Annotated in this window: 19 protein-coding genes and 4 tRNA genes; 15 read left to right on the plus strand and 8 right to left on the minus strand. The window is 42.5% G+C overall.

The annotated features are described in order from the left end of the window. Window positions 1–26 precede the first annotated feature (26 nt). Together MMO42_RS06295 and MMO42_RS06300 are read left to right on the plus strand one after the other, a co-directional pair. The gene (locus MMO42_RS06295) at window positions 27–1,676 is read left to right on the plus strand and encodes a hypothetical protein (protein WP_241319752.1); all 1,650 of its coding nucleotides are present in this window, start codon (window positions 27–29) and stop codon (window positions 1,674–1,676) included. 167 nt (window positions 1,677–1,843) lie between these two features. Continuing rightward, window positions 1,844–2,752, plus strand: a complete 909-nt coding sequence (locus tag MMO42_RS06300; protein WP_228129393.1) for a hypothetical protein — start codon at window positions 1,844–1,846, stop codon at window positions 2,750–2,752. A 42-nt stretch (window positions 2,753–2,794) separates the two neighbouring features. Here MMO42_RS06300 and MMO42_RS06305 read toward each other — a convergent pair. From MMO42_RS06305 to MMO42_RS06335, 7 genes are all read right to left on the minus strand, one after another. Next, window positions 2,795–2,870, minus strand: a tRNA-Glu gene (locus MMO42_RS06305). Window positions 2,871–2,975: 105 nt separating this feature from the next. Next, window positions 2,976–3,051, minus strand: a tRNA-Glu gene (locus MMO42_RS06310). A 213-nt stretch (window positions 3,052–3,264) separates the two neighbouring features. Next, entirely contained in the window at window positions 3,265–4,671 is a 1,407-nt protein-coding gene (locus MMO42_RS06315; RefSeq protein WP_005147382.1) for an amino acid permease, read from the minus strand. A 112-nt stretch (window positions 4,672–4,783) separates the two neighbouring features. Next, window positions 4,784–4,859 (minus strand) — tRNA-Glu (locus MMO42_RS06320). A gap of 24 nt (window positions 4,860–4,883) precedes the next feature. Then, window positions 4,884–4,959 (minus strand) — tRNA-Ala (locus MMO42_RS06325). 59 nt (window positions 4,960–5,018) lie between these two features. Then, on the minus strand, window positions 5,019–6,527 hold the full coding sequence (gene gltX, locus MMO42_RS06330; protein ID WP_241319753.1) for a glutamate--tRNA ligase: 1,509 nt from the start codon (window positions 6,525–6,527) through the stop codon (window positions 5,019–5,021). 108 nt (window positions 6,528–6,635) lie between these two features. Then, complete coding sequence (locus MMO42_RS06335; protein ID WP_241319754.1) at window positions 6,636–6,941, minus strand: DUF4179 domain-containing protein; 306 nt, start codon at window positions 6,939–6,941, stop codon at window positions 6,636–6,638. 410 nt (window positions 6,942–7,351) lie between these two features. Here MMO42_RS06335 and MMO42_RS06340 point away from each other — a divergent pair, with 410 nt between their 5' ends. The 8 genes from MMO42_RS06340 to MMO42_RS06375 all read left to right on the plus strand — a co-directional run bounded on the left by MMO42_RS06340 (window position 7,352) and on the right by MMO42_RS06375 (window position 16,570). Next, the gene (locus tag MMO42_RS06340; protein WP_005297390.1) at window positions 7,352–8,347 is read left to right on the plus strand and encodes a sulfate ABC transporter substrate-binding protein; all 996 of its coding nucleotides are present in this window, start codon (window positions 7,352–7,354) and stop codon (window positions 8,345–8,347) included. A gap of 197 nt (window positions 8,348–8,544) precedes the next feature. After that, window positions 8,545–9,465, plus strand: coding sequence for a 16S rRNA (cytosine(1402)-N(4))-methyltransferase RsmH (rsmH, locus tag MMO42_RS06345; RefSeq protein WP_241319755.1), 921 nt, complete (start codon window positions 8,545–8,547; stop codon window positions 9,463–9,465). A gap of 2 nt (window positions 9,466–9,467) precedes the next feature. Further along, complete coding sequence (locus MMO42_RS06350) at window positions 9,468–9,806, plus strand: cell division protein FtsL (protein ID WP_005297388.1); 339 nt, start codon at window positions 9,468–9,470, stop codon at window positions 9,804–9,806. A gap of 10 nt (window positions 9,807–9,816) precedes the next feature. After that, complete coding sequence (gene ftsI / locus MMO42_RS06355) at window positions 9,817–11,646, plus strand: penicillin-binding protein PBP3 (protein WP_005297386.1); 1,830 nt, start codon at window positions 9,817–9,819, stop codon at window positions 11,644–11,646. A 7-nt stretch (window positions 11,647–11,653) separates the two neighbouring features. After that, window positions 11,654–13,153 (plus strand): UDP-N-acetylmuramoyl-L-alanyl-D-glutamate--2,6-diaminopimelate ligase, encoded by a 1,500-nt coding sequence (locus tag MMO42_RS06360; RefSeq protein ID WP_241319756.1) that lies wholly within the window; start codon window positions 11,654–11,656, stop codon window positions 13,151–13,153. Window positions 13,154–13,175: 22 nt separating this feature from the next. Further along, entirely contained in the window at window positions 13,176–14,573 is a 1,398-nt protein-coding gene (gene murF / locus MMO42_RS06365; RefSeq protein ID WP_241319757.1) for a UDP-N-acetylmuramoyl-tripeptide--D-alanyl-D-alanine ligase, read from the plus strand. Next, window positions 14,574–15,692 carry a phospho-N-acetylmuramoyl-pentapeptide-transferase gene (mraY, locus tag MMO42_RS06370; RefSeq protein ID WP_005297383.1) on the plus strand — a complete coding sequence of 373 codons (1,119 nt, stop codon included), beginning with the start codon at window positions 14,574–14,576 and terminating at the stop codon, window positions 15,690–15,692. A 59-nt stretch (window positions 15,693–15,751) separates the two neighbouring features. After that, the gene (locus MMO42_RS06375) at window positions 15,752–16,570 is read left to right on the plus strand and encodes a putative RNA methyltransferase (protein WP_241319758.1); all 819 of its coding nucleotides are present in this window, start codon (window positions 15,752–15,754) and stop codon (window positions 16,568–16,570) included. Between the two features lie 15 nt (window positions 16,571–16,585). On the opposite strand, the gene ponA is transcribed toward MMO42_RS06375, so the two are convergent. Then, entirely contained in the window at window positions 16,586–19,186 is a 2,601-nt protein-coding gene (ponA, locus tag MMO42_RS06380; protein WP_241319759.1) for a penicillin-binding protein PBP1a, read from the minus strand. 162 nt (window positions 19,187–19,348) lie between these two features. Here ponA and MMO42_RS06385 point away from each other — a divergent pair, with 162 nt between their 5' ends. The 5 genes from MMO42_RS06385 to pilQ all read left to right on the plus strand — a co-directional run bounded on the left by MMO42_RS06385 (window position 19,349) and on the right by pilQ (window position 24,518). Next, entirely contained in the window at window positions 19,349–20,407 is a 1,059-nt protein-coding gene (locus tag MMO42_RS06385) for a pilus assembly protein PilM (RefSeq protein ID WP_005297376.1), read from the plus strand. After that, window positions 20,407–21,063, plus strand: a complete 657-nt coding sequence (locus MMO42_RS06390) for a PilN domain-containing protein (RefSeq protein ID WP_005297374.1) — start codon at window positions 20,407–20,409, stop codon at window positions 21,061–21,063. The genes MMO42_RS06385 and MMO42_RS06390 overlap by 1 nt, the downstream gene beginning before the upstream one ends. Then, complete coding sequence (locus MMO42_RS06395) at window positions 21,060–21,794, plus strand: type 4a pilus biogenesis protein PilO (RefSeq protein WP_241319760.1); 735 nt, start codon at window positions 21,060–21,062, stop codon at window positions 21,792–21,794. Before MMO42_RS06390 ends, MMO42_RS06395 begins: the two co-directional genes overlap by 4 nt. Before the next feature lie 2 nt (window positions 21,795–21,796). Beyond that, complete coding sequence (locus tag MMO42_RS06400; RefSeq protein WP_241319761.1) at window positions 21,797–22,324, plus strand: pilus assembly protein PilP; 528 nt, start codon at window positions 21,797–21,799, stop codon at window positions 22,322–22,324. A 61-nt stretch (window positions 22,325–22,385) separates the two neighbouring features. Further along, complete coding sequence (pilQ, locus tag MMO42_RS06405) at window positions 22,386–24,518, plus strand: type IV pilus secretin PilQ (RefSeq protein WP_241319917.1); 2,133 nt, start codon at window positions 22,386–22,388, stop codon at window positions 24,516–24,518. Window positions 24,519–24,537 lie beyond the last annotated feature (19 nt).

Below are 24,537 nucleotides of genomic sequence, written 5' to 3' on the forward strand. Positions count from 1 at the left end.
TGGCTCAATAGTGCGAAAGGAACCGCATGCTACCCACCAAGATTCTAAAATTGCGTTTATCACGCATACAGAAAGGAAAAGAGCATCTTTCAACTCAAGATAAGTTGATGCTGGTGAGCATGGAAAGCCCGGATCTGAGTGCTCATTTCTTGTTGCGGTTATTTAAAGTTTCCTTACCCAAGCAATGGAAATTTAATCATGAGAATGAGGACGATATTCTCTACTCCACCGCACTGATTGAATTGATTGAAGATGAATTGCTTGCTGCTTATGAATTTCATGCGCGTAAATATGCGTGGTATGAACAATGTTTAATGTACCGGCTCAATTTCATCGTTACACAGCCCACACAGCAGCAAATCAATGGTTATCTACGTCAACTTGATGGTTGTCTAGATCAACAACCTAAAATTGAGCTACTCAACTATTTCCAACAACACTATCCGAGTGCACAGCATGCAGTTGCATTGGCCAAAGCATATGCGGGTGCGACAGAATATACCCAAGCGATTGAGTTGTACGAATGGGCAGCCCAGCAATCTACTCAGCGTAATGAAATTGCGTTTTATGCCTATATTGAGTGTTTATTAAATCGAAATGGGCCTGAATATAAACTGCACGTGAGTGATGCTGAATATGCCATGAATCTATTGATTCACTATCAAAAGCCTATTGATCAGAAAAATTATAATCAGACATTACAGCGTGCTGCGAGTCAGTTATTGCCTGAATCCATTTTAAAAACACGAGCGATTGAAACCAATATTTTGGCAGATGTCGGACGGGGATTAAATTCATTAGGGAAATCTCTCAATGGGATGCTGGGCGGCAAGCAATCGCATATCCCTTTTAGTCAGGCCATGATTGCAAGCGCACCGCAATTGTTAAGTGAAACCAGTATTGTTGAATGTTTAGTGCAGTCAGAAGGTTTACAAAAGGCGTTACAACATCTGCTACAGATTGAAGCTAGCTCACAACAACGAGATATAGCATATTTGCTAGGACAGTTCTGGCGGGCAATGCAACACGATACAGAGGCTCTGCAAGTCTTGTTACAACCTGAGCAAAAAGTTGAGCTGACCAATGTACTTGTTCAGACCAAATCGACACAAATAGCAGAGCTACGGTTGGGACAAATTCAAATCATCTTAGAGCAAGGTCTTATGGCTTATCTGGGTGATGTGCGCTTGAATAAACAACATCCAGAGCGAGCGGCTTTATATGCGCAGCGAGATATCGTGGTTCAGGAAATGACGGCCTTTGCGAAATGGTTCCATCAAGCGCTTTTGAATCCTTATGTACAGCAACAGATGCAGCAATTCAAACAAGTCGATCACTTGCTTAAGCAGTGGAGAGAAGTCGCGCTCAGTAGTCGATTATTCGCTTTGCAATTGGAAATACGCAACCGTGCTCAAGACTTATCAGTGTGGATGCAGACCAAGCTAGAACAAGGCAATGAATTTGATCGAATGCAAGCGGCTTGGGTTGCACTACGTGAATTGTCAAATTTTGGCATTGGGCAAGAAAAAGTACAGCTGCTTGAATCTGCCTTGGAGCATTATAAAACGATTCGTTTGAGTCAGATTCAAACGGTACACGCAGAGCATAAACAACAGCTTGTATCGATGAATCAGGAGCTAGAATTTCGAAATGAAAGAGGCGACTTGAAGACCTAAATAATTTGGCACTGCACAACAAAAATACGCAAATTGCTGTGTGGGACATGCTAATCTACAGAAAAACGTCTAATAAGTTCAGAAAGCAGATCGACGCTCATATGAAATGAGTCAGCAAGAAAGGGAAGAGGGAGAACATCTTGAATCGACAAGATGATAAAAAGGCGATGTTCGATATTATGCCAGCAGATGAATCATCATCTGATGAAAAACCATCATTATCACGTCGGCTGATCAATAAAACATTGCAACATGCTCAAGATGCAGTTGAGTTTGCCAGCGATACTTCACGTAATATTGCGGGTGTGGCAGATGCGGCACTCGATGCTTTAGATCATGTGACACATCATACCAAGCGTGGTGTTGAAGGGGTACGCAATACCGTTCGTGACATGGTGTCAGAAACCAGTGAGGCAGCACGTCAAGTCGCTTTGACGATGGCAAGAGCATCTTTGGGGAAAAGTAGTCTCACCTTATATTTACCTGAAATGCTGCTCAATAATCAGATCCGAAAACGTATGGATCGTTCTGAAATCGATGATATTAAAATTGAATGTGGTAATGATCGCTTTCACATCGAGTTAGATGGGCATTACCGTCGTTTTCTGTATCGGCTTTCGCTCGAATTCAATGTGCTGGAGTGCCGTATCGGGCAGGAAAAGTATTTGCGTCTGCGCCAAGTTGATGAGCATCTTGATTTACAGATCCGTCATGGCGGTACTTTAACTAACTGGGCCGCGCGTCGGGTGGGTAATGTCAGTTTTGAGGTGATTAACTCCTTACCGATTCCATTCCTGATTAATCATCTGATTCGTGATGTGCCGGGCATTCAAAAGGAAGGACACCGTCTTTGGTATATTGATCTGGAAGAAGCGGGCTTTATTGATTTCATTAATAATCGTTCTTGGATGGTGGATAAACTTCTAAGTCTGACCGATTTTAGTATTTTACCAGGTTTGAATATTCTGCAAGAAAGTCGTGATTTGGTACAACAGCTGGTGGACCAATTTGAGATTCGAGGTTTAAGAGTACAATCAGGCCGTTTAGAAGTTCAGGTCGGAATTGGAAGTGAATAGGCAATAAAAAAGCCACTGTCAATGCAGTGGCTTTTTAGAATTTGGCGTCCCTACGGGGATTCGAACCCCGGTTACCGCCGTGAAAGGGCGATGTCCTAGGCCTCTAGACGATAGGGACTTATCGTGAGGAGATTTACCTATGGCTAAGATATGAAACATATCATGTGCCGCTAGGCCTAAATTCTCGGCAAAAATATTAATCTTTGCTTTTCCTCGAATTTAGTGGCGTCCCTACGGGGATTCGAACCCCGGTTACCGCCGTGAAAGGGCGATGTCCTAGGCCTCTAGACGATAGGGACGTTTCAGAGGTGGGCGTATATTAGGGTGAATTAGATAGGGTGTCAAACACTTTTCTGAATAAAATTTAAAAAAAGTGAATAAGTGTCTAAAAATAAAACATATCGCAGAATAAATAATCAAAAATAAGTAGTTAAGCGAAAAAATCACCAAATAAATGGTATTTCTACAGACATAAAAAATGCAGCTTAAGCTGCATTTTTTATGGGATTTGATTATTTACGATCACGATAAAACACGTAATGACTTAAATAACAGGCTGCAATAAACAGTAAACAGCCAATAAAGCCAGCCTGCATCTCAGGATCTGCTGCCATACTTAAACCGGTAATGAAACAGAAGATGAAACCGAGAATTGGGACAATTGGATAAAGTGGCGCAGCAAATTTCAAATCTTTTGCAGAATGGCCTGCTTTATACCACTGGCGTCTAAAGTTAAACTGACTTAAACAGATGCTCATCCACACGATCACCATGGTGAACGCAGCGATACCCAATAAATTCTTGAAAATTGTTTCAGGCGCAAAGTGCTCTGATAAAAGTCCTGGGATTGCACCAAACATCGTCACGACAAGCGCAATAATCGGTGTTCCACTTTTAGACAAGCGTGAGAAAACACTTGGTAGCTGACGCTGATCTGACAGAGACCACATCATGCGTGATGCAGCATACAGACCAGAGTTTGCTGCGGACAACAAGGCCGTAATAATCACAAAACGGATAATGTCATCGGCATAAGGAATGCCAATATAATTAAACACTGTAACGAACGGACTGCTACTCACTCCTTCAGTACCCAAACCTGCGGCTTGGAAAGGAAGCAGTGCACTAATCACAATGATCGTACCCACAAAGAAAATTAATAAACGCCAGATGGCCGCATTAATCGCCTTAGGTACGTTTTCAGCAGGGTCTTTGGTTTCACCTGCCGCCACACCGATCAGCTCAGTACCAGAGAAGGCAAAGTTAACAATCAGCATGGTGGTAAAGATAGGAATTAAACCTTGAGGGAACCAACCATGTGCAGTCAAGTTATGGAATAGTGGTGCTGATTCATAACCTTGGAAGGGAATGAGTCCAAAAATAGCCAGTAAGCCCAAAATAATGAAGGCAATCACGGTCACTACTTTAACCAAGGCCAACCAAAACTCAGATTCAGCAAACATACGTGTTGAACTAAGATTGAGCCCTAAAATGGTGACTGCAAAAATAATGGTCCAGATCCACATGGAAATATGTGGGAACCATTCCTGCATCAGCAAGGCGGCAGCGGTGAATTCTGTACCTAGGGTGGCAGTCCATGTGAGCCAATAGACCCAAGAAATCATGTAACCCGTGCCTGGACCAATATATTTTTGAGCGTATGCACCAAAAGATCCAGCAACAGGCATATGTACTGCAAGTTCACCTAAACAGAGCATGACCATATAGGCAATCAAACCACCTAACACATAGGCAATAATTGCACCCACAGGGCCAGTTTGAGCGATAACTTCACCAGAACCTAAAAATAAACCTGTACCGATTGCACCGCCTAAAGAAAGCATAACTAAATGGCGAGTGCTCATTGCACGTTTTAAAGTTTTTGATTCTGAATGCGTATTCGAGTTGGAAGATTGCATACGACAATTTGTCCAAGCATAGAGAAGCGGCTATTTTATGGAAAATTCGAAAATGTGCAATCTGATTCAGGCAAGATTGTGAGAAAAATATAATTATTAGATAAACAAAATTTGGCGTCCCTACGGGGATTCGAACCCCGGTTACCGCCGTGAAAGGGCGATGTCCTAGGCCTCTAGACGATAGGGACAGATGAGGCAACACAAATAAGGTTTGGTGGAGCCAAGCAGGATCGAACTGCTGACCTCTACAATGCCATTGTAGCGCTCTACCAACTGAGCTATGACCCCCAGATTGTGTGAGCGCAATTTTAGGGGGAATGCGCCCACACGTCAATCATTAAACTGAATTAAGTCTCACTATTTGCATCATTTTTCGGCAGTTTTAGTGATTCATTTAGCTTTTCCCAAACTTTCAGTTCTTTCTTGCTTGGTGCACCCACAATCTCTAAAGCATGACGCAAGCGTGCAAAGGTCAAATCTGGACCCAATGTCACCATCGATTGCATTACAGGTGTTGAACTGGTTGAACCTGCAATCGCAATAAAGAAGGCTGGCATGAAATCACGAAGTTTAACTTCCATCTGATTGGCCAAGTCCATCAAGGTTTGACTTACCGTGTCATTATTCCAGCTGAACTGACTTTCTAAGCGCCAAATTGCAAACTGTAGGCTCTGACGAACTTGTTCTTCCGTCAGTTTTTTGCTTTCAAATTGCGCTTTGTCGATTTGTGGCATGTGATTGAAATAGAAACCTGCCCAATTCACTGCTTCAGAGAGTAAGTTGATACGTGGCTGAATCGCAGCAGCAATATCTTCAAGTGTTTGACGGTCACTTTTCCACGCCAATAAACGGTCTAACAGTTGCCCTGGTGTCAATCCTTTGATCCATTGACCATTGAGCCAGTTGAGTTTTTCAACATCAAAGATTGGACCGCCAAGAGAAACACGTTGCACATCAAAGTTTTCAATCATGTCGTGTAGAGTAAATACTTCACGCTCATCAGGCATTGACCAACCCATACGACCTAAGTAGTTCAACAATGCTTCTGGCAATACACCGATGTCGCGATAATAGTTGATTGAGGTCGGGTTTTTACGTTTAGACAGCTTTGATTTATCTGGATTACGCAACAATGGCATGTGGCATAGGGTTGGCATGTCCCAACCGAAGTATTGATAAAGCAATTGATGCTTCGGTGCGGATGGCAACCACTCTTCACCACGTAACACGTGAGTGATTTCCATCAAGTGGTCATCTACTACGTTTGCAAGGTGATAGGTTGGTAAACCATCTGTTTTTAACAGGACTTGCATGTCGACTTGTACCCATGGAATCTCAACTTCACCACGGAGTAAGTCATTAATTTTACAAATGCCTTCTTCAGGCACTTTCATACGAATAACGTGAGGTTCACCCGCAGCGAGACGACGTTGTACTTCTTCTGGAGATAATTTTAAGCCGCGACCATCGTATTTAGGTGTTTCGCCACGTGCTTGTTGTTCAGCACGCATTTGATCAAGCTCTTTTGCGGTTGCAAAACAATAAAAAGCATGACCTTTTTCAACCAATTCTAAAGCATATTGCTTATAGATACCCATACGCTCAGATTGGCGATAAGGGGCATGTGGACCACCGACATCTGGACCTTCAGACCAATTCAACCCTAACCAGCGCAAAGAGTCTAAAATCATTTTTTCAGACTCTGGGGTTGAACGAAGTTGATCCGTATCTTCAATACGTAAAATAAATTCACCGCCATGCTGTTTGGCAAAACATAAATTAAATAACGCAATATAAGCAGTACCTACATGAGGGAAACCAGTAGGAGAAGGCGCAATACGGGTACGAACTTTCATAAATGATCGGGGCTTAAATTAAAATTGAGACTATTATAACGAAAAAGCCTAGTCACGGCATGACTAGGCTTGATTTAAACATGTGAAGGGGCACATATTTAAAAAATATTAAGAAGTGTGTGGTTGGAATATGATTTGAACGAAACGAGAAAAACGCTCATGTTGGCTTGCAAAGAAGGTCTGAGTTGGTGTTGTACGAATCGTATTCAACATTTTTAACTCATCATCTGTTGACGGCAACATCGATGTATTACGTTTTTGTTGATCCAGTGCTTTGACAATCAGGCTTGAAGAAGATTTATCAAGCGTTTTTATGTTATTGCTTTCTTTAATTGCTGCCGCATGTCCAAATTGAACAGAACATGCTAAAAATAGGCTTAAACTTAGTGTTTTTTTCATATTTAATGCTCGCATTGCTCACATCCCCTTCATGATATTGAGTCTACAAGACTAACCAAACGACTATACTATTGCTTTAATAATACGATTTAAACATAAATCTTAATACAAAAGTTGATATATGTCACACTTTTTACAAAAATATAAAAATTTGACACATCCTGTTGTGTACTTATAGCACTGTGGCTACTTTATATACAACTAGAATCTAGCAAGTAAATGTGTAGAAAAAGTGGAGAATGATAATTTTTCTCATTTTGCCACAAAAATAAAAGGCTGGATATTCTTTTAATGCAGGAAATACAGGCCATTGCTATATCTTAAAAACAGAATAGTAATAAATATATTGGTATAACTGTATGATTGTAAAATATTTTTAAAGAAATATAGTGGTGACAAATGGGGCGAAATGAGTAAACAATATAATGAAAACTGTCATCGCAGCGGCATTGTTGGCGTTGGGCTTAAATGGTGTGGCGCAAGCAGCAACCACTTTTTTAAACGTGTCTTATGATCCAACACGTGAATTTTATCAAGAATATAATCAAGCATTCGGCCAGTACTGGAAAAAAAGAACAGGACAGGATGTTGATTTTAAACAGTCACATGGCGGCTCGGGTAAACAGGCACGTTCAGTCATTGATGGCTTGCAGGCAGATGTCGTAACGCTCGCATTGGCCAATGATATTGATGAAATTGCCAATGCAGGTTTAATCCGTAAAGATTGGCAAAAACAATTCAAAGATAACTCTGCACCCTATACCTCAACTGTGGTGTTCTTGGTGCGTAAAGGTAATCCAAAAAATATTCGTGACTGGAATGATTTGACAAAAACGGGTGTTGAAATCATTACACCAAATCCAAAAACAGGTGGTGCACCACGCTGGATTTATTTATCGGCTTGGGGTTATGCGTTGAAACAACCTGGTGGTAATGACGCCAAGGCACGTGAATTGGTGAAAAAGCTCTATCAAAACGTCAAAGTCTTAGACTCAGGTGCGCGTGGATCATTAACCACTTTTGCTGAACGCGGTATTGGTGATGTGCTGTTGTCTTGGGAAAATGAGGCGTTATTGGCAACTCAAGGTTTAGGGAAAGACAAATTTGAAATTGTGTATCCATCCATTTCGATTTTAGCCGAACCGTCAGTGGCAATTGTTGATAAAACCGTCGATAAAAATGGCAATCGTCAGCTGGCACGTGGTTACTTAAATTTCTTGTATTCGCCTCTAGGACAAGATCTGGCAGCAAAATATTATTTCCGTCCACGTAATCCACAAGTTGCTGCCAAATACGCTCAGCAATTTCCAAAGATTAAACTGTTCAAGATTAATGATGTATTTGGTGGTTGGGCAAAAGCGCAAAAAACACATTTTGTGAATGGTGCGATTTTTGACCAGATTTATGCGGAAAAACCATAAATTCAGTTCTTATTTAGATTGGCACAAAAAGTAGAAAAGCAAATACGCGCTGTATTTGCTTTTTTGTTGGCTGAAAAATGATAAGAAAACGGTTTTATCTATGAAAAGTTAAGAATTCTCTACAAAAAGTCGTTTGGTGCTGACATAAAACAAGGTGATAATGTGCAGTTACATTTTCAGCTGTTGATCCATTTCTTATGTCGCATATTTCTGTCTTACTTCATGAAACCGTTGATGGCGTATTGGCAGGTCGCGATACTGGTGTTTTTGTCGATGCGACCTTTGGTCGTGGTGGTCATACCAAGCTATTACTTTCAAAACTCGACCAAAATGCGCGTGTTTACGCTTTCGATAAGGATCCACAAGCTCTTGAAGTTGCAGCACAATTAGAACAAGAAGATCCACGATTTAAAATTATTCATGCCAGTTTTGCGGATATTCAAGCTGAGCTTGCCCAAATTGGCCTGACTGAAGTCGATGGCATTATGGCTGACTTAGGTGTGTCATCACCGCAATTGGACCAAGCAGAGCGTGGTTTTAGTTTTATGCAAAACGGGCCATTGGATATGCGAATGGACAATTCGCAAGGCTTGACCGCAGCAGAGTGGTTGCTTCAGATTGAAGAAGAAAAATTAGCAAACATTATTTACCAATATGGCGAAGAACGTTATAGCCGTCGTATTGCCAAAGCCATTAAACTGGCAGGTGAAATGACAACGACAGCCCAACTGGCAGAAGTGGTTAAAACCGCACATCCAAAGTGGGAAAAGCATAAGCATCCTGCAACGCGTACTTTCCAAGCGATTCGTATTGCCATTAACAAAGAACTCGATGATATCGAGACATTTTTACCGCAAGCTGTCACATTATTAAAACCAACTGCACAACTGGCAGTGATTAGCTTTCATTCTTTGGAAGATCGTTTAATCAAGCAGTTTATTCAAAAAGAATCGAGTTTGGCCGAAGATTCAGGCTGGGGCATGCCTCAAGCACAGGTTGATACTCGACGTTTAAAGAAAGTTTCTCGTATTCGTGCGAGTGAAGCAGAAGTAAAAGCAAATCCTCGTTCGCGTAGTGCATGGCTACGTGTGGCTGAGCGTTTAGAGCAAAAAGGCTGAGAATGAACAACAAGAATGATGACGACGTTAGACCAAGCAGCAGAAAAGGACTGAAAAAGGTTGTTGTGTATGCTGTACTCGTTGCATTGGTGTTTACAAGTGCGATGATGGTGGTGTTCCAAGTATTTGAATACCGCCATGATTATCGTGACTTGAGTGCATATATGCGTGAAAGAGATGATTTAAACGCTGAATGGGGGCGTTTATTGATTGAACAGCAAACCTTTGGTGCAACAGCCCAGATTGGTTCTCGCGCAGTCACACAACTCCGTATGTTCTCACCGCCAGCAACGCAGACGGTCGTGATTTCTTTACCTATGACTTCAAAGCAAGATAAATAAGGCATGCTGTATGGCAGATAAGCGAAGTAAACCAATACGAAAAAAACAGCAGTCTATTTCTGAAAGACCGACCCTTGCTTTGGATATGTGGCGATTTTATCTGCTTTGGGGAACGGTGCTGCTTTGTTTTGTGGTGTTGATTGCCCGTGCGTTCTATGTGCAAGTGGTCAATAAAGACTTTTTGCAAAATAAGGCCAATGCCAATATTTTAAGAACTGAACGCCTAGAGGCGATGCGTGGCGTGATCAGTGACCGTCATGGTGTACCTTTGGCAATTAGTACGCCGATCATGAAAATTGTGATGGACCCAAGAGATTATTGGGAAACCAAACAACAATTTGACGAGATTACAGCTGAACTCAAAAAAGACCCGAATAATCGTAAATTAAAACGTCAATTGCCTGATAAAAACTTGAACCTAGATGAACTGGCAGATGCCGTTGGTGTAGATCGAGCAGATTTAAAGAAACAAATGCAGGCTCGTCCACGTTCACGTTATTTAGTTTTGCAAAAAGAAATTCCACCGCAACAAGCTGACCTAATTACCAAGCGCAATTTCCAAGGCGTTTATGCAGAGAAAAGCTATAAACGCTACTATCCGCAGCCTCAACCCAATGCCCAAATTATTGGCTTGACCAACAGTGAAGGGATGGGGATTGAAGGTTTGGAAATGCAACTGAATAAACAGTTGTCAGGGATGGACGGTGAACAGAAAATTATCCGTGATAAAAAGGGTAATCGTCTCAAAGTTTCAGAAGTGATTAAAGAAGTTGAATCGGGCGAAAATGTTACGCTGAGTATCGACTCACGTTTGCAATATATTATGTACCGTGAATTGACGGCTGCGGGCGTTGCTAATAATGCGCGTTCAGCAACTGCGATTGCAGTCGATGTTAAAACGGGTGAAATTTTGGCGATGACCAGTTGGCCATCTTATAACCCGAACGATAAAAACGGTCTCAGTAATAAAGATGCGATGCGTAACCGCGGCGCGATTGATATGTTTGAGCCGGGTTCGACCATGAAGCCATTTACCGTGGCTGCTGCGCTAGAAAGTGGTAAATACACGCCGAATACCATCGTAAACACCTCCCCAGGTTCGATGCGTTTGGGTTGGCATACCATTCGTGATACGCATAACTATGGTGCTTTAACCGTTTCTGGGGTGATTATCAAATCTTCAAACGTAGGCTCGGCAAAAATCGCCTTGTCTCTACCGAAAGATACAGTTCCTTCATTCTTTAGACGTGCTGGTTTTGGTCATCGTTCAGCGGTGAAATTCCCGGGTGAAAGTTCTGGTTTGCTCTATTCAGGTGATAAGCTTAATCCGTCTCAGTTGGGAACCATGGCCTATGGTTATGGTTTGAACGCGACCATTTTGCAGGTTGCACAAGGTTATGCCATGTTGGCAAATCATGGCGTGCAAATGCCATTAAGCTTGCGTAAATTAGACAAAGCACCAGAAGGTACACAGGTATTAAGTCCTAAAATTGCCGATCAAGTCTTAACCATGCTTGAACAGGTGACCATGCCAGGCGGAACCGCCAAACAAGCCGTGATTCCAGGGTATCGTGTCGGGGGTAAAACAGGGACAGCACATAAATTACGTGCGGACCGTAAAGGGTACTCAAACAGTGAATATCGTGCTTTATTTGCAGGTGTTGCACCAATCAGTGATCCGCGTTTAGCCATGATCGTCGTGGTTGAAAACCCGCAAGGTCGTTATTACGGTGGTCTGGTTGCAGCGCCTGTATTTGCGCGCATCATGCAAGAGTCTTTACGCCTTTTGAATGTACCTTTAGATAAGCCACTTGATACTTCTATAAAATCCAATCCGTAGGTAAATTATGTCGATTCGTTTTCAACAGATACACCCGATCAGCATAGATGCGGCTTGGTATACACAGCCATTTAAAGGCTTCAGTCTAGATAGCCGTAAAGTTGCTGCTGGCCAAATTTTTATTGCTTTAAATAGCTATAGTCAACCTGAAAAAACACGCCAGTTTGCGCAAAATGCATTGGATGCAGGCGCATTGGCTGTGATCAGTGAGACTGAATTAGGTCTCGCAAACGAATGGGTTTGTGCTGATGTCCGTTATCAAATGGGTGAATGGCAACAGCAATATTTACAAGCAGCTGATCCTGTTCAGCCATTACGTGGTATTGCTGTGACAGGAACAAATGGAAAAACCACCATTTCACGCCTGATTGCGGAGCTGATCAGTTCACAAGGCAAAGGTTGTGCAGTGATGGGCACGACAGGTAACGGTATTCTGCCAAACTTAACCCCATCTACGCATACCACTTTGGATGCTCTGCAACTACAACATGCGTTACATGACTATGCTAAACAAGGCGCGAGTTTTGTTGCACTGGAAGCCAGTTCACATGGTTTGGAGCAAGGGCGCCTGAACGGCTGTGAGCTTGAAATTGCGTTGTACAGTAATTTAAGTCGTGATCATCTAGATTATCACGGTACTTTGGACGCTTATGCTGAGGCCAAGGCCTTATTATTTAAATTCACGACTTTAAAAGCGGTGGTGATTAATTTGGATGATGCGCATGCACAGCTTATGTTGGGTGCAGCAAAAGCAAATCCATCGCAGCCAAAGATTCTCACTTATTCTTTAACCCAAACGACGGCTGATTATCATATTGCAGATTTGCAATATCGTTTAAGTGGCGCAAGTTTTACCCTGATCAGCCCAACAGGTGCTTATCCAGTACAAAGTCCATTGCTTGGACAGTTTAATGTCGAAAATTTATTGGCAAGTCTGATTGCAGCAGAGTATGCAGGCTTTGACTTGGCTGATTTGATTCAGTTCGTACCACAACTCAAAGGTGCGCCTGGGCGAATGCAGGTGATTCAAGATGCTGAGCGTTTGTTTGTTGTCGATTATGCACATACACCTGATGCCTTGATTCAAGTACTGACCACATTGAAACGTCATGTCACGGGTCGGTTATGGGCTGTATTTGGTTGTGGCGGAGATCGTGACCGTGGTAAACGTCCGCTGATGACCCAAGCTGCACTTGATCATGCCAATCCCGTTGTGCTTACTTCGGATAATCCGCGAACTGAAAATCCTAAACAGATCTTTGCGGATATGAAGCAAGACATCAACTTCGCAGACCATGAGATGCATGAAATTCATGATCGTCGTGAAGCGATTAAATGTGTGGTGGCACAAGCCCAAGCAGGTGATATTGTGGTGATTGCGGGTAAAGGGCATGAAAACTATCAGGAAATTGATGGGGTTCGTCATTGGTTTGATGATGTCGTTGAGGTGCAGTCTGCGATAGATGCACAGCCTCATCCTGTCGATTCAGCCTATCCTGCGCAATAAGGTTAAAAGGTAAATAAAGCGTATGCATACTTCAACAACCAGTACTGTTCCATTACAACCTTGGACCGCAGAACAATTACAACAAGCCACACAAGGGCAGTGGCATCAGCAGAATCTTCCGCAAGGTGAAATTAAACGTATTTTAACGGATTCGCGTCATGCAGAAGCAGGCGATGCTTTCCTTGCATTAAAAGGTGAGCGATTTGATGCGCATAACTTTGTGGCACAAGTGGCTGCACAAGGATGTCAAATTGCGATCGTTGAGCATCCTGTCGATGCTGATATTGCACAGCTGATCGTCAAGGATACGCGTTTGGCTTTGGGGCAGTTGGGTGCTTATCGCCGTCAACAAAACCCGCAGTTGAAAGTGATTGCCTTAACGGGCAGTAGTGGTAAAACCACGACTAAAGAAATGCTGGGCAGTATTTTATCTCGTTTGGCACCAACCCTAATTACCCGTGGCAACCTGAATAATGATCTTGGTGTCCCGATGATGTTGCTTGAATTACGTCAAGCGCATCAATATGCTGTGATGGAGTTAGGTGCTAGCCATCAAGGTGAAATTGATTACACCTCGAATTTGGTGCAGCCGCATGTGGCAGGGATCTTGAATATTGGTACAGCACATTTAGGTGAATTTGGTGGGCGTGAAGGCATTTGTCGTGCTAAATCAGAAATCTATGCGCATATTTTGCCTCAAGGCACGGCAATCGTTCCTGCGCAAGATGATTATGCAGCAACTATTCGTGAAAATGCTCAGGCCCATTCGATTCTGAGTTTTGGTGAGGGTGGTGATGTTTTTGCGACAGATGTGCAATTGCATCCTCAATCAGCACAATTTAATTTACACACACCACAAGGTAGTCGTGCGGTAAACCTACCCTTTGCAGGTGCGCATAATGTACAGAATGCAGCAGCAGCGACCGCATTCGCTTTAGCGATTGGCATTGCACTGGATGATATTGTACAAGGTTTAGAGCAAGCACAAGGCGCCAAAGGCCGTCTGAACTTTATTCAACAGCAACATCACTTATTTATTGATGATACCTATAATGCGAATCCAACCTCAATGCGCGCAGCAGCACAGGTTCTGTTGCAGCAGCAAGGTTTAAAAATCATGGTGATGGGAGATATTGGGGAGCTGGGTGAAAGCAGTTGGCAAGAGCATCATGATCTCGGACGAGACTTAGCATCATTGCCGCTAGAGCATCTGGTGGTGGTTGGTGAATTTGCTGCAGCAGCACAACAAGGTTCATCCCATTCAGAAAAGTTACATGCGTTTGCAACACAGGCAGAAGCATTACCGTTTTTAATTAATTTAGTCCAAACACATCAACCCCAGTCAATGAGTTTCCTATTCAAAGGGTCTCGTTATACCCATATGGAAACGTTGATGGCTGACTTGATGGAGAAAATTTAAATGTTGTTATGGTTATTTGAGCAATTGGCGGACTATAACAGTTCGTTTCAAGTTGTTCGTTATTTAACATTGCGCTCTTTGTTGAGCTTACTGACGGCCTTGACGATCGGACTGGTTTTAGGCCCAGTCATGATTCGTAAATTACAAGCATTAAAATATGGTCAGGCAGTGAGTTCTTTTGCACCTGAAAACCATGCCAAAAAAATGGGAACCCCAACCATGGGCGGGATTCTCATTTTGCTCTCCATTGGGATTAGTACATTGCTGTGGGCAGATTTATCTAACCCATATGTTTGGATTGTACTGGGTGTCATGGTGGTATTTGGTGCTGTCGGTTGGGCAGATGACTGGATTAAAGTTCGTTACAAAGACAATGCAGGTTTGCCAGCACGTAAGAAGTTCTTCTGGACTTCGGTGGCGTCTTTGGGTGCAGGTATTGCCTTATATGTAATTGCGAAACAACAAGACAGTGTCGAGCATACGGCAGATATGCTGGATTTGCTGATCCCATTCTTCAAGAATCTTTCCATTCCGCTTTCAGCTGTGCCATTGGGTTTAGCCTTTATTGCATTCACTTACTTGGTGATTAATGGTGCATCGAATGCGGTTAACTTGACCGATGGCTTAGACGGTTTGGCAATTATGCCAATTGTTATGGTCGCGGCAGGTTTAGGTGTATTTGCTTATTTATCGGGTGATATTCGTTTTGCCAATTATTTGCATATTCCGTATGTGAAATATACCTCTGAATTGGTGGTGATCTGTTCGGCAATGATCGGTGCTGGTTTGGCCTTCCTTTGGTACAATGCCCATCCAGCGCAAGTATTTATGGGTGATGTCGGTGCATTGGCACTTGGTGCAATGCTCGGTACCATTGCGGTGATGGTGCGTCAGGAAATCGTATTTGCCATTATGGGTGGGGTATTCGTGATGGAAGCGGTGTCGGTGTTCTTGCAGATCGGTTCATTGCGGATGCGTAATAAGCGTGTTTTCTTGATGGCACCTTTGCATCATCATTATGAAAAGCAGGGCTGGAAAGAAACCCAAGTCGTCATCCGTTTTTGGATTATTACCATTTTCCTGGTTGTACTTGGCTTAATGACGCTAAAATTACGTTAAACCATGATTCAAGAAAGAAGCTGGTGAAGACCAGCTTTTTTTATGTTTGGAGAAAATAGATGAGTTTGTTGATGTGTCCTGTTTGTCGCCAATCCTTGAATTTGGTTGAAAATTCTTGGCGATGTGAAAAAGGGCATCATTATGATGTAGCCAAGCAAGGCTATGTCAATTTACATGTGGTGCAGCATAAACATAGTAAGTCACCCGGAGATACACCTGAGTCGGTACTGGCACGCCGTGAGTTTTTGCAAGCAGGGTTTTATCAGCCTTTACAGCAAGCTGTGGTTGAGCTGCTACAGCAACTTAAACCAAAAGCAGTTTTAGATATTGGTTGTGGTGAGGGCTATTACACCAGTGCCATGCAAGCGCATACCCAGCAGTGTATTGGTGTCGATATTGCCAAAACAGCCGTACAGCGCGCTGCAAAGTTAAATGCAGATGTGATATGGGTGGTGGGAACGGGTGCAACCTTGCCCGTTCAAGATCATTGCATTGATATTTGTACCAGCCTATTTAGCCCGATTCCACAAGAAGAAATAGTGAGAGTATTGGGTGATGAAGGCTTTTTACTTGTCGTGACGCCTGCACCAAGACATCTCTATGATTTGCGCGAAGCGTTATTTGAGCAAGTAAATTTGCATGAACCTCAAAAATTTGTAGAGCAGCTAGAGGCTCAGTTTGAGTTGAAGCAAGCACAAATTGTTGAAGCGCCAATGGAGCTAGATCAAGCGGCTTTAAAGAATTTAATTGCGATGACGCCTTATGCTTATAAGGCGAATCCTGAACGACGTAAAGTACTTGAGCAAGCGCAGCAATTTGCAGTGACTGCCGCCTTTCAGATTTATCTGTTCCAAAAAAGAAAGAAGCCATCAATGTGATGGCTTCTTTTTTATTTACTGGATTTGATTGATCAAATGTTCAATCCCATCCTTTTCTTTTGGCGGTGGGTTCTGTGAATTTGAACCCATTGCAGGTGGCTGCTTTTTCGCTGGGACAATCGGTTGTTCATCAGTCACTGGAGTTGTTCCAGGTAAGTCTGAAAAATCATTTTGTGTTGAGCGAACAGGTGCAACTGGTGCAGGACGATAAAGTGGACGCGCCAATGGTGGAGAGGCACGATATTCTTTTTTATCTTCACTTTGTTGGATTTGTAGCTTATCACGAGAGATTGGATCTTTCGCTTCTTTATCCAAACGCACCCAAGCAGATGGCGTATCTTTTAAAGATTTGCCCATAAAGTTAGTCCAGATTGGAAGGGCAGCAACGCCACCATATTCACGACGACCTAGTGTACGCGGTTGGTCAAAGCCCACCCATGCGATCGCAACCAACTTACCATTGAAACCTGCAAACCAAGCATCTTTTGCATCATTGGTTGTTCCTGTTTTGCCGCCTAAATCATCACGACCAATTTTAAGTGCAGCTCGACCAGTACCGTGTTGGATTACATCACGGAGGATGTTCGCCATATCATAAGCAGAACTTGATTTTAAAATACGTTGCGCTTGGCGATAGTCACTGTTGGATTTTGCTGTTTGGGCCGCATCAGCAGTCAATATTGGTGCTTCAGAGGCAGCAGTTGCATCATCTAAAGTCTGATTGGTCACTTCTGTTACTTGGTCTTTAGATTTATCTTTTTCTGCTTCAGCAGTTTGCTGCTCTGTACCTGCATTTGGATTACTAATACATGGGATACATGCGTAGTCAGGTTTTGCTTCATAAATGACTTTGCCTGAAGCATCTTCAATACGTTTAATGAAGTGTGGTTGGACGCGATATCCGCCATTGGCAAAAGTGGCATAACCTGTTGCCATTTGTACAGGGAGTACCTGTGGTGTACCAAGTGCAATGGTGTAGTTACGTGGAATCTGGTCTTCTTGTAAACCAAAGTCCATAAATAATTGGCGTGTACGTTCAATTCCAACGTTCTGTAATAAACGTACTGAAACCGTGTTTCGGGATAAATAAAGGGCGCGACGTAAAGGGATCATACCTAAATAGCGGCCATCCGAGTTTCTTGGAGACCATTTGCCAATGGTGATTGGACTATCATTGACCATGCTATACGGGGTCATACCACGCTCTAAAGCCAAGGCATAAACGAATGGTTTAATGGTTGAGCCTGGTTGTCTCCAACCTTGTACAGCGCGGTTAAATTTAGATTGATAAAAGTTATATCCGCCCACTACCGCTTCAATTGCACCATCATTTGGATTGATTGCAATAAGTTGACCTTGAACTTTGGGTACTTGAACCAACGACCAAACTGTTTTGCCCTCATTCGGGCGAAGGCGAATAATATCTTTAACTTTGACAATTTGTGATGCATTCGATGGTGCACCGCCGACACTATTGGCATTGCGATATGGACGAACCCATGACATGCCAGACCAATTAACGGTCACTGTTGAACCATCCTGCATCAATGCATCAAAAGAATTGTTGTTGACCTTGATGACTTGTGCTGGATAAGTATTCGCATAAGCGATGAACTGTTTAAGTGGTTTGTCATGTGCTTCAGGACCACGCCAGCCATGACGACGGTCATAGGCTTCCAAACCATCTTGAATCGCTTGCTCTGCATAACGTTGGCGGTTGCTATCAATCGTGGTGTAGACCTTGTATCCAGAGTCAACCGCTTGCTCGCCAAAGTGTTCGACCAGTTCTGAGCGAACCATTTCCCCTACATAGGGAAACACGTTACTCACTGAACGATCCATCATATTTAAATTGATCGGTTCTGCGACCGCTTGCTGATATTCGCTTTGGTTGAGATAACCCAGTTGTAACATGCGGCCTAAAATCCAGTTACGACGTTCAAGTGCACGCTCTGGATTGACCACTGGATTGTATTTGGACGGTGCTTTTGGTAAGCCTGCAATCATTGCCATTTGTGCAGTGGTCAGTTCATTCAGATTCTTGTTGTAATAGACACGTGCAGCAGCTGCAATACCATAGGCATTTTTACCAAGGAAAATTTTATTGACATAAGCGGTCAGAATTTCTTGTTTTGTTAAGTTCTGCTCGATTTTGCGTGCCAGAAAAACTTCGGTTAGTTTGCGTCTAAGCGTTCGGTCTGGACTTAAATAATAGTTCTTTGCAACCTGCATAGTAATGGTTGAGCCCCCAGTTTGGACATCAGAACCAGTAACAGATTCGGTTAGCGCCCGCCCGAGTCCTTTGAAGCTAATGCCATTATGCTCAAAAAAAGACGAATCTTCGGCCGCTAAGAAGCCATGAATAAACGTTGGGGGGATCTGTTCATACTTAACAGGAATCGATAATTTTCCGCCATATTCCGCAATCAGCTGATTATCTGTCGTGTAGACTTGCAATGGTTTTTGTAAAGGCGCTTTTTTGAGTGAACTCATATCTGGTAGTGAAGGTGCAAGATAGAGATACATGCCATAAAATCCCATTGGAAGTGAGACTAAGATAATAATAACGATCAAAAAAAATGGCCGAACAATACCAGAACTGGATAGCTTTTTCATAATAAGTAAGTTTTAATAAGAGCGAATGGCAAACTAATTATGGTCAGTATATCCTTTAGAAATGCGGATTGTTAGATGAGTTATTGTATCCGTAGCAATTAAAGACCAAAACAAATTAGTGTGTTGTATTTTTGGGGATAAAAAAATAAATAGGAAAGTACTGTGCTCAGGTTATATCGTAAACCAAATAAGGGGTTAGTGGGTGTCGATATTAGTTCGACAACTGTTAAATTATTGGAGCTCTCTGTAAAGAACGGTAGATATTGGGTTGAAAGTTATGCAGTGATGCCATTGCCTGAAAGCAGTGTTGTTGAAAAAAGCATACTGAATCCAGAGGCGGTAGGTGATGCGCTTGAGAGGGTCATCAACCTTGCAAATCCTCACACCACCAATGTTGCTATTGCGGTGCCTACTTCTATGGTCATTAACAAGATTATAGAAATGGATGCCGACATGTCGGATGAAGAACGAGAAGTTCAAATTCGTATGGATGCTGAGCAATACATTCCGTTCCCATTAGATGAAGTAAGTCTTGATTTTGAAGTTTTGCCTGATCGTTTGGCTAATCCAAATCGGGTGAATGTACTCTTGGTCGCTACGCGTACCGAGAATGTTGATACACGTGTAGAAGTGCTGGAACTTGCGGGCTTGACCGCAAAAATTGCAGAAGTTGAAAGCTATGCAATGGAGCGGGCATTCCAGGTATTTGCAGACACCCTGCCGATGGGGGCAAATACCGTTGGCATTTTAGATATTGGTCATACCATGACCACTTTATCTGTGATGCAAAAAGGCAAGATTATCTATACACGTGAGCAAGTATTTGGCGGTCGCCAATTGACTCAAGATGTACAAAGTCGCTATGGCTTGTCTTTTGAGGAAGCTGGACGTGCCAAAAAAGAAAGAAGCTTGCCTGATGATTATGATACGGAAGTCCTTGAACCCTTTTTGGATGCAGTGGTGCAACAGGCTGCACGTTCACTTCAGTTCTTCTTTTCATCTTCTCAGTTTAACGAAATTGACCATATTCTGCTGGCTGGCGGGAATGCCAATATTCCAGGCCTTGCCAAGTTATTACAACAAAAATTAGGTTATCGCGTCACCATTGCCAATCCATTTCTACAAATGGGTTTTTCTCCGCAAATTGATATTAAAAAAATTGAAAATGATGCTTCCTCTTTAATGGTTGCATGTGGTTTGGCATTGAGGAGTTTTGATTAATGGCAAAGATTAACTTACTCCCTTGGCGTGATGAGCTAAGAGAACAAAGAAAGAAACAGTTTGTCGCATTTTGTGTTGGGGTTGCTGCATTAGGGGTTGCATCGGTTTTTTCGGGGTGGATGTATTTTGATCATAAATTGAATGATCAAGAACAAGCCAATCAACTGATTGTCAGTACCAACCAAAATTTAGATACACAATTAAAAGCACTCGACGGTTTGCAAGAACGTCGCAATGCGATTATCGAGCGCATGAAGCTCATTCAAGGCCTACAAGGGCAACGTCCAGTTACGGTACGTTTGGTAGATGAATTGGTACGGGTGACTCCGCCAACTATGTATTTAACCAAGTTTAGCCGGACAGGCGATAAGTTCACGATTGAAGGGAAGGCGGAAAGCCCGAACACAGTTGCTGAGCTACTACGTAACCTAGAGGCTTCGCCTTGGTATCGTAATGCCTTTATGAATTCATTCTTGGCGGTAGACGAAAACAAGAATAAAGATAAAACAGCAAGCTCGTTGGTTCCTCGTGTTGAGGAAAATTATGGCAGCTTTGTTGTTACTGTCGATTTGGGTGAGATTGGTACAACGGCAGAAGCTGCACCAACATCAGAACAGGCCGCATCAGGGGTAGCAGCAGCGGGAGTGGCGAAATGAACCAAGATGAATTGAATCAAGACACCGTCGCTGCGAAGAAAAAGAAGATGTCCGTCGAGCAATTCTTTCAGCAATTTAATACGCTGGATATGAATAATTATGGTAGTTGGCCGCTCTCGGTTAAAATTACCTGCTGGATTTTTGTCTTCTTGGCTGTTGCTGCATTAGGTTATTTTGTGGTGATCAAGTCTCAACTTGAATCGATCGCAAATGAGCAAGCCAAAGAACAAAGTTTGCTCAATGAGTTTAAAGAGAAAGACTCAAAATTACGTAATTTGCAACAATATCAAGCACAACTTCAAGAAATGGAAGCGAATTTTAATCAACAATTAGAACAGCTGCCAAAAGAAACAGAAATTCCAAGTCTGGTTGAGGACATTAACTTAACCGGTGTGAACTCTGGTCTGAAGTTTAAAAATATCCGTTTAGAGAGTGAAGTTAAGCAAGAGTTCTTTATTGAGCAGCCAATCAGTATTGATGCCACAGGTGATTACCATGCTTTTGGTGCCTTTGTAACAGGTATCGCGGCTTTGCCTCGTATCGTGACCTTGCATGATTTTACCGTTGAAGCAAAAGAAGATACACAGAAAAAATCTGATATTCCTGTAGTGAATTATACGGTAAAAGCAAAGACTTATCGTTATGTCGGTGCGGATGATCAAACAAATAATGCTGCAAGTGCATCCACAGCTCAAGCAGCAACTACTCCACCTGCGCAAGGAGGAAAATAGTAGTGAATAACTATAAATTATTACTGAGTTTATTGATTGGGTTAACTCTGGCGGGGTGTGATTCTCGGATTGATGCCGTGAATCAGAAAATGGCAGAAATTCGTAATCAGCCGCCTTTGCCGATCGAGCCCGCGCCGATCTTTACCCCTGTGCCATTGTTTAACTATTCAGCACATCAGCTTAAAAGCCCGTTTATGCCAAGTTCTTTGGCAGCTGAGTTAAAAATTATGGCGGGTAAACGTGTTTATCCGAATTTTAATCGCCAGCCACAGCCTTTAGAAAGTTATGCGCTGGAATCATTGAATATGAAGGGCAGTATGCGGGGTAAAACCAGCAATACCATTGCTCTCATTCAAACACCAGATAGTCAAATTGAACGTGTGCAAGTCGGTAGTTATTTGGGGATGAACCAAGGACGTATTATTAAAATTAGTCCAACCCAAATAGATTTGGTGGAGATTGTACCTGATGGCCGTGAAGGCTATGTCGAAAGACCTCGTACACTCGTTTTAATTGGACCAGCACCGTAAGATTAAGGGAATAACAATGAAAAAACAGTTTAAAGATTCTTTATTTGGGGAAGCGAAGACCATGAATCATGCATTCCGTCAATTTTCTATGGGTGCAATCGCGATCGCAGTGATGCAAGTTGCATCAGCGCAAGTGAGTATGACCAATATTGTGCCAATGAGTTTGGCAGACCAGGGCACTGAAATTCGTGTCATGTTTAATGGCCTACCACCGCAACCGCAGGCCTATCAACTTGAGCAGCCTTCTCGTTTGATTCTGGACTTTGATAAAGCACAGCAGAGTTTGACGAAAAACTCGATTCCTGTATCGACCGCTGAAGCCAGTTCGGTAGAAGTCGCATCAGATGACCAACGCTCTCGAGTTATCGTAAATTTAAAAGATGCAGGTGCGTTTACGACGCGCACTGAAGGGAATACCTTTGTGCTGAAAATCAACTCAGCAAAACCAACAGCAATGAACAGTCCATCTGTGGTTACGCGTCAGGTCCAACAAGGCGTTTCCAATATTGGTTTCCAAAGAGGGAATCAAGGTGAAGGATTGGTTGTGATCGATTTATTGGGCAATAACACCCCAGTCGATGTGCAACAACAAGGTAGTAAAATTGTAGTCCGTACGGCTGGTAATAAAATTCCAGCACATTTAGCGCGTCGTTTAAATACCAATGATTTTGCCACACCTGTTGCAAGCGTGGATGCCTATAACGATAAGGGTAATGGTGTAATTACTATTCAATCTGCGGGTAGTTATGAATATATGGCGTACCAAGCAGAAAATAAATTAACCATTAGCTTGAAGCGCCCAGAAGATAAATCACCAACAAAAGCAAAATCACAGACTTATACAGGTAATAAAATCTCTTTAGATTTCCAGGATATTGAAGTACGTCGAGTGTTGCAGTTACTTGCAGACTTTACTGGAATCAATATGGTGGCTGCAGATACGGTACAAGGCAATATTACCTTGCGCCTAAAAGATGTGCCGTGGGATCAAGCCTTAGATATTGTGTTAAAAACCAAGAATCTGGATAAGCGTCGTAATGGCAGTGTGATTTGGATTGCACCTGTTTCAGAGCTGATTAAAGCCGAAGAAGAAGAAGCCAAAGCAATTGCGCAAAGTATTAAACTTGCTCCGATCCAAACTGAATATATTAAATTAAGTTATTCGAAAGCGGCCGATATATTAAAACTCATTGAGGATGCGCGGGATGCTAAAGGGGCTGGGAATAATGGAACGGCAAATTCTAATTCTTTGGCATTAGAGAGTTTATTGAGTTCTCGGGGTAGTGCTGTGGCAGATACTCGAACCAATACCTTGATTATCAATGATACGGCTCAGAATATAGATAAAATCCGTAAGATGGTGGATTTGTTGGATGTGTCCGTCAAACAAGTGATGATTGAGGCACGTATTGTCAGTGCCAGTACCGATTTTACCAAAGAAATGGGGGTCAAATGGGGAATTCTATCGCAGGGTATTACCAATAATAATGATTTATTGGTGGGTGGTAGCGATACAACTCTATGGAATTTACGTAAACCTGAAAAAGACAGTGATACGGGTGGTTGGAAATACGAGATTGAACGTCCAGATAATCTGAATGTGGACTTGGGTGCTGTGACACCTGGTGCAAGTCGCATTGCTTTTGGTTTGATTAGCCTGTCAGATTTCATGTTGGACCTAGAGCTATCGGCAGTACAAGCGGATGGTTATGGTGAAGTCATTTCTACACCTAAAGTAATGACTGCAGATAAACAACCTGCAAAAATTGAATCTGGGACAAAAATTCCTTATACCTCTTCTACAGGTGCTGGGGCGAATGCTGTACCTAAAACCGAATTTATCGATGCGACTTTGAGTTTGGATGTCACCCCAAGTATTACACCTGAAGGCAAGGTGATGATGAAACTCAACATTACCAAGGATTCACCGAGTAATCCAACCCCAACAGGTCAATTGACTATTAATAAAAACTCGATTGATACCAATGTCTTGGTAGATAATGGTGAAACCGTTGTATTGGGTGGTATTTTTGAGCAAGAAAATCTGAATAGCCAGACTAAAGTGCCTTTCTTAGGTGATATTCCATATTTAGGGCGATTATTCCGTAGAGATTTGAAAAGTGATAAAAAACGTGAACTGCTTATTTTTGTGACGCCGAGAATTGTTAATGACACTTTGACCAGAAATCATTAATATATTTTCAATAATTGCA

It is taken from the genome of Acinetobacter sp. ANC 3882 (assembly GCF_022549545.1).
Lineage (GTDB): Bacteria > Pseudomonadota > Gammaproteobacteria > Pseudomonadales > Moraxellaceae > Acinetobacter.

Coding starts and splice junctions, on each gene's coding strand:
- MMO42_RS06295 (WP_241319752.1), top strand. CDS start 27: ATGCTACCCACCAAGATTCTAAAATTGCGTTTATCACGCATACAGAAA.
- MMO42_RS06300 (WP_228129393.1), top strand. CDS start 1,844: ATGTTCGATATTATGCCAGCAGATGAATCATCATCTGATGAAAAACCA.
- MMO42_RS06315 (WP_005147382.1), bottom strand. CDS start 4,671: ATGCAATCTTCCAACTCGAATACGCATTCAGAATCAAAAACTTTAAAA.
- gltX (WP_241319753.1), bottom strand. CDS start 6,527: ATGAAAGTTCGTACCCGTATTGCGCCTTCTCCTACTGGTTTCCCTCAT.
- MMO42_RS06335 (WP_241319754.1), bottom strand. CDS start 6,941: ATGCGAGCATTAAATATGAAAAAAACACTAAGTTTAAGCCTATTTTTA.
- MMO42_RS06340 (WP_005297390.1), top strand. CDS start 7,352: ATGAAAACTGTCATCGCAGCGGCATTGTTGGCGTTGGGCTTAAATGGT.
- rsmH (WP_241319755.1), top strand. CDS start 8,545: ATGTCGCATATTTCTGTCTTACTTCATGAAACCGTTGATGGCGTATTG.
- MMO42_RS06350 (WP_005297388.1), top strand. CDS start 9,468: ATGAACAACAAGAATGATGACGACGTTAGACCAAGCAGCAGAAAAGGA.
- ftsI (WP_005297386.1), top strand. CDS start 9,817: ATGGCAGATAAGCGAAGTAAACCAATACGAAAAAAACAGCAGTCTATT.
- MMO42_RS06360 (WP_241319756.1), top strand. CDS start 11,654: ATGTCGATTCGTTTTCAACAGATACACCCGATCAGCATAGATGCGGCT.
- murF (WP_241319757.1), top strand. CDS start 13,176: ATGCATACTTCAACAACCAGTACTGTTCCATTACAACCTTGGACCGCA.
- mraY (WP_005297383.1), top strand. CDS start 14,574: ATGTTGTTATGGTTATTTGAGCAATTGGCGGACTATAACAGTTCGTTT.
- MMO42_RS06375 (WP_241319758.1), top strand. CDS start 15,752: ATGAGTTTGTTGATGTGTCCTGTTTGTCGCCAATCCTTGAATTTGGTT.
- ponA (WP_241319759.1), bottom strand. CDS start 19,186: ATGAAAAAGCTATCCAGTTCTGGTATTGTTCGGCCATTTTTTTTGATC.
- MMO42_RS06390 (WP_005297374.1), top strand. CDS start 20,407: ATGGCAAAGATTAACTTACTCCCTTGGCGTGATGAGCTAAGAGAACAA.
- MMO42_RS06395 (WP_241319760.1), top strand. CDS start 21,060: ATGAACCAAGATGAATTGAATCAAGACACCGTCGCTGCGAAGAAAAAG.
- pilQ (WP_241319917.1), top strand. CDS start 22,386: ATGAATCATGCATTCCGTCAATTTTCTATGGGTGCAATCGCGATCGCA.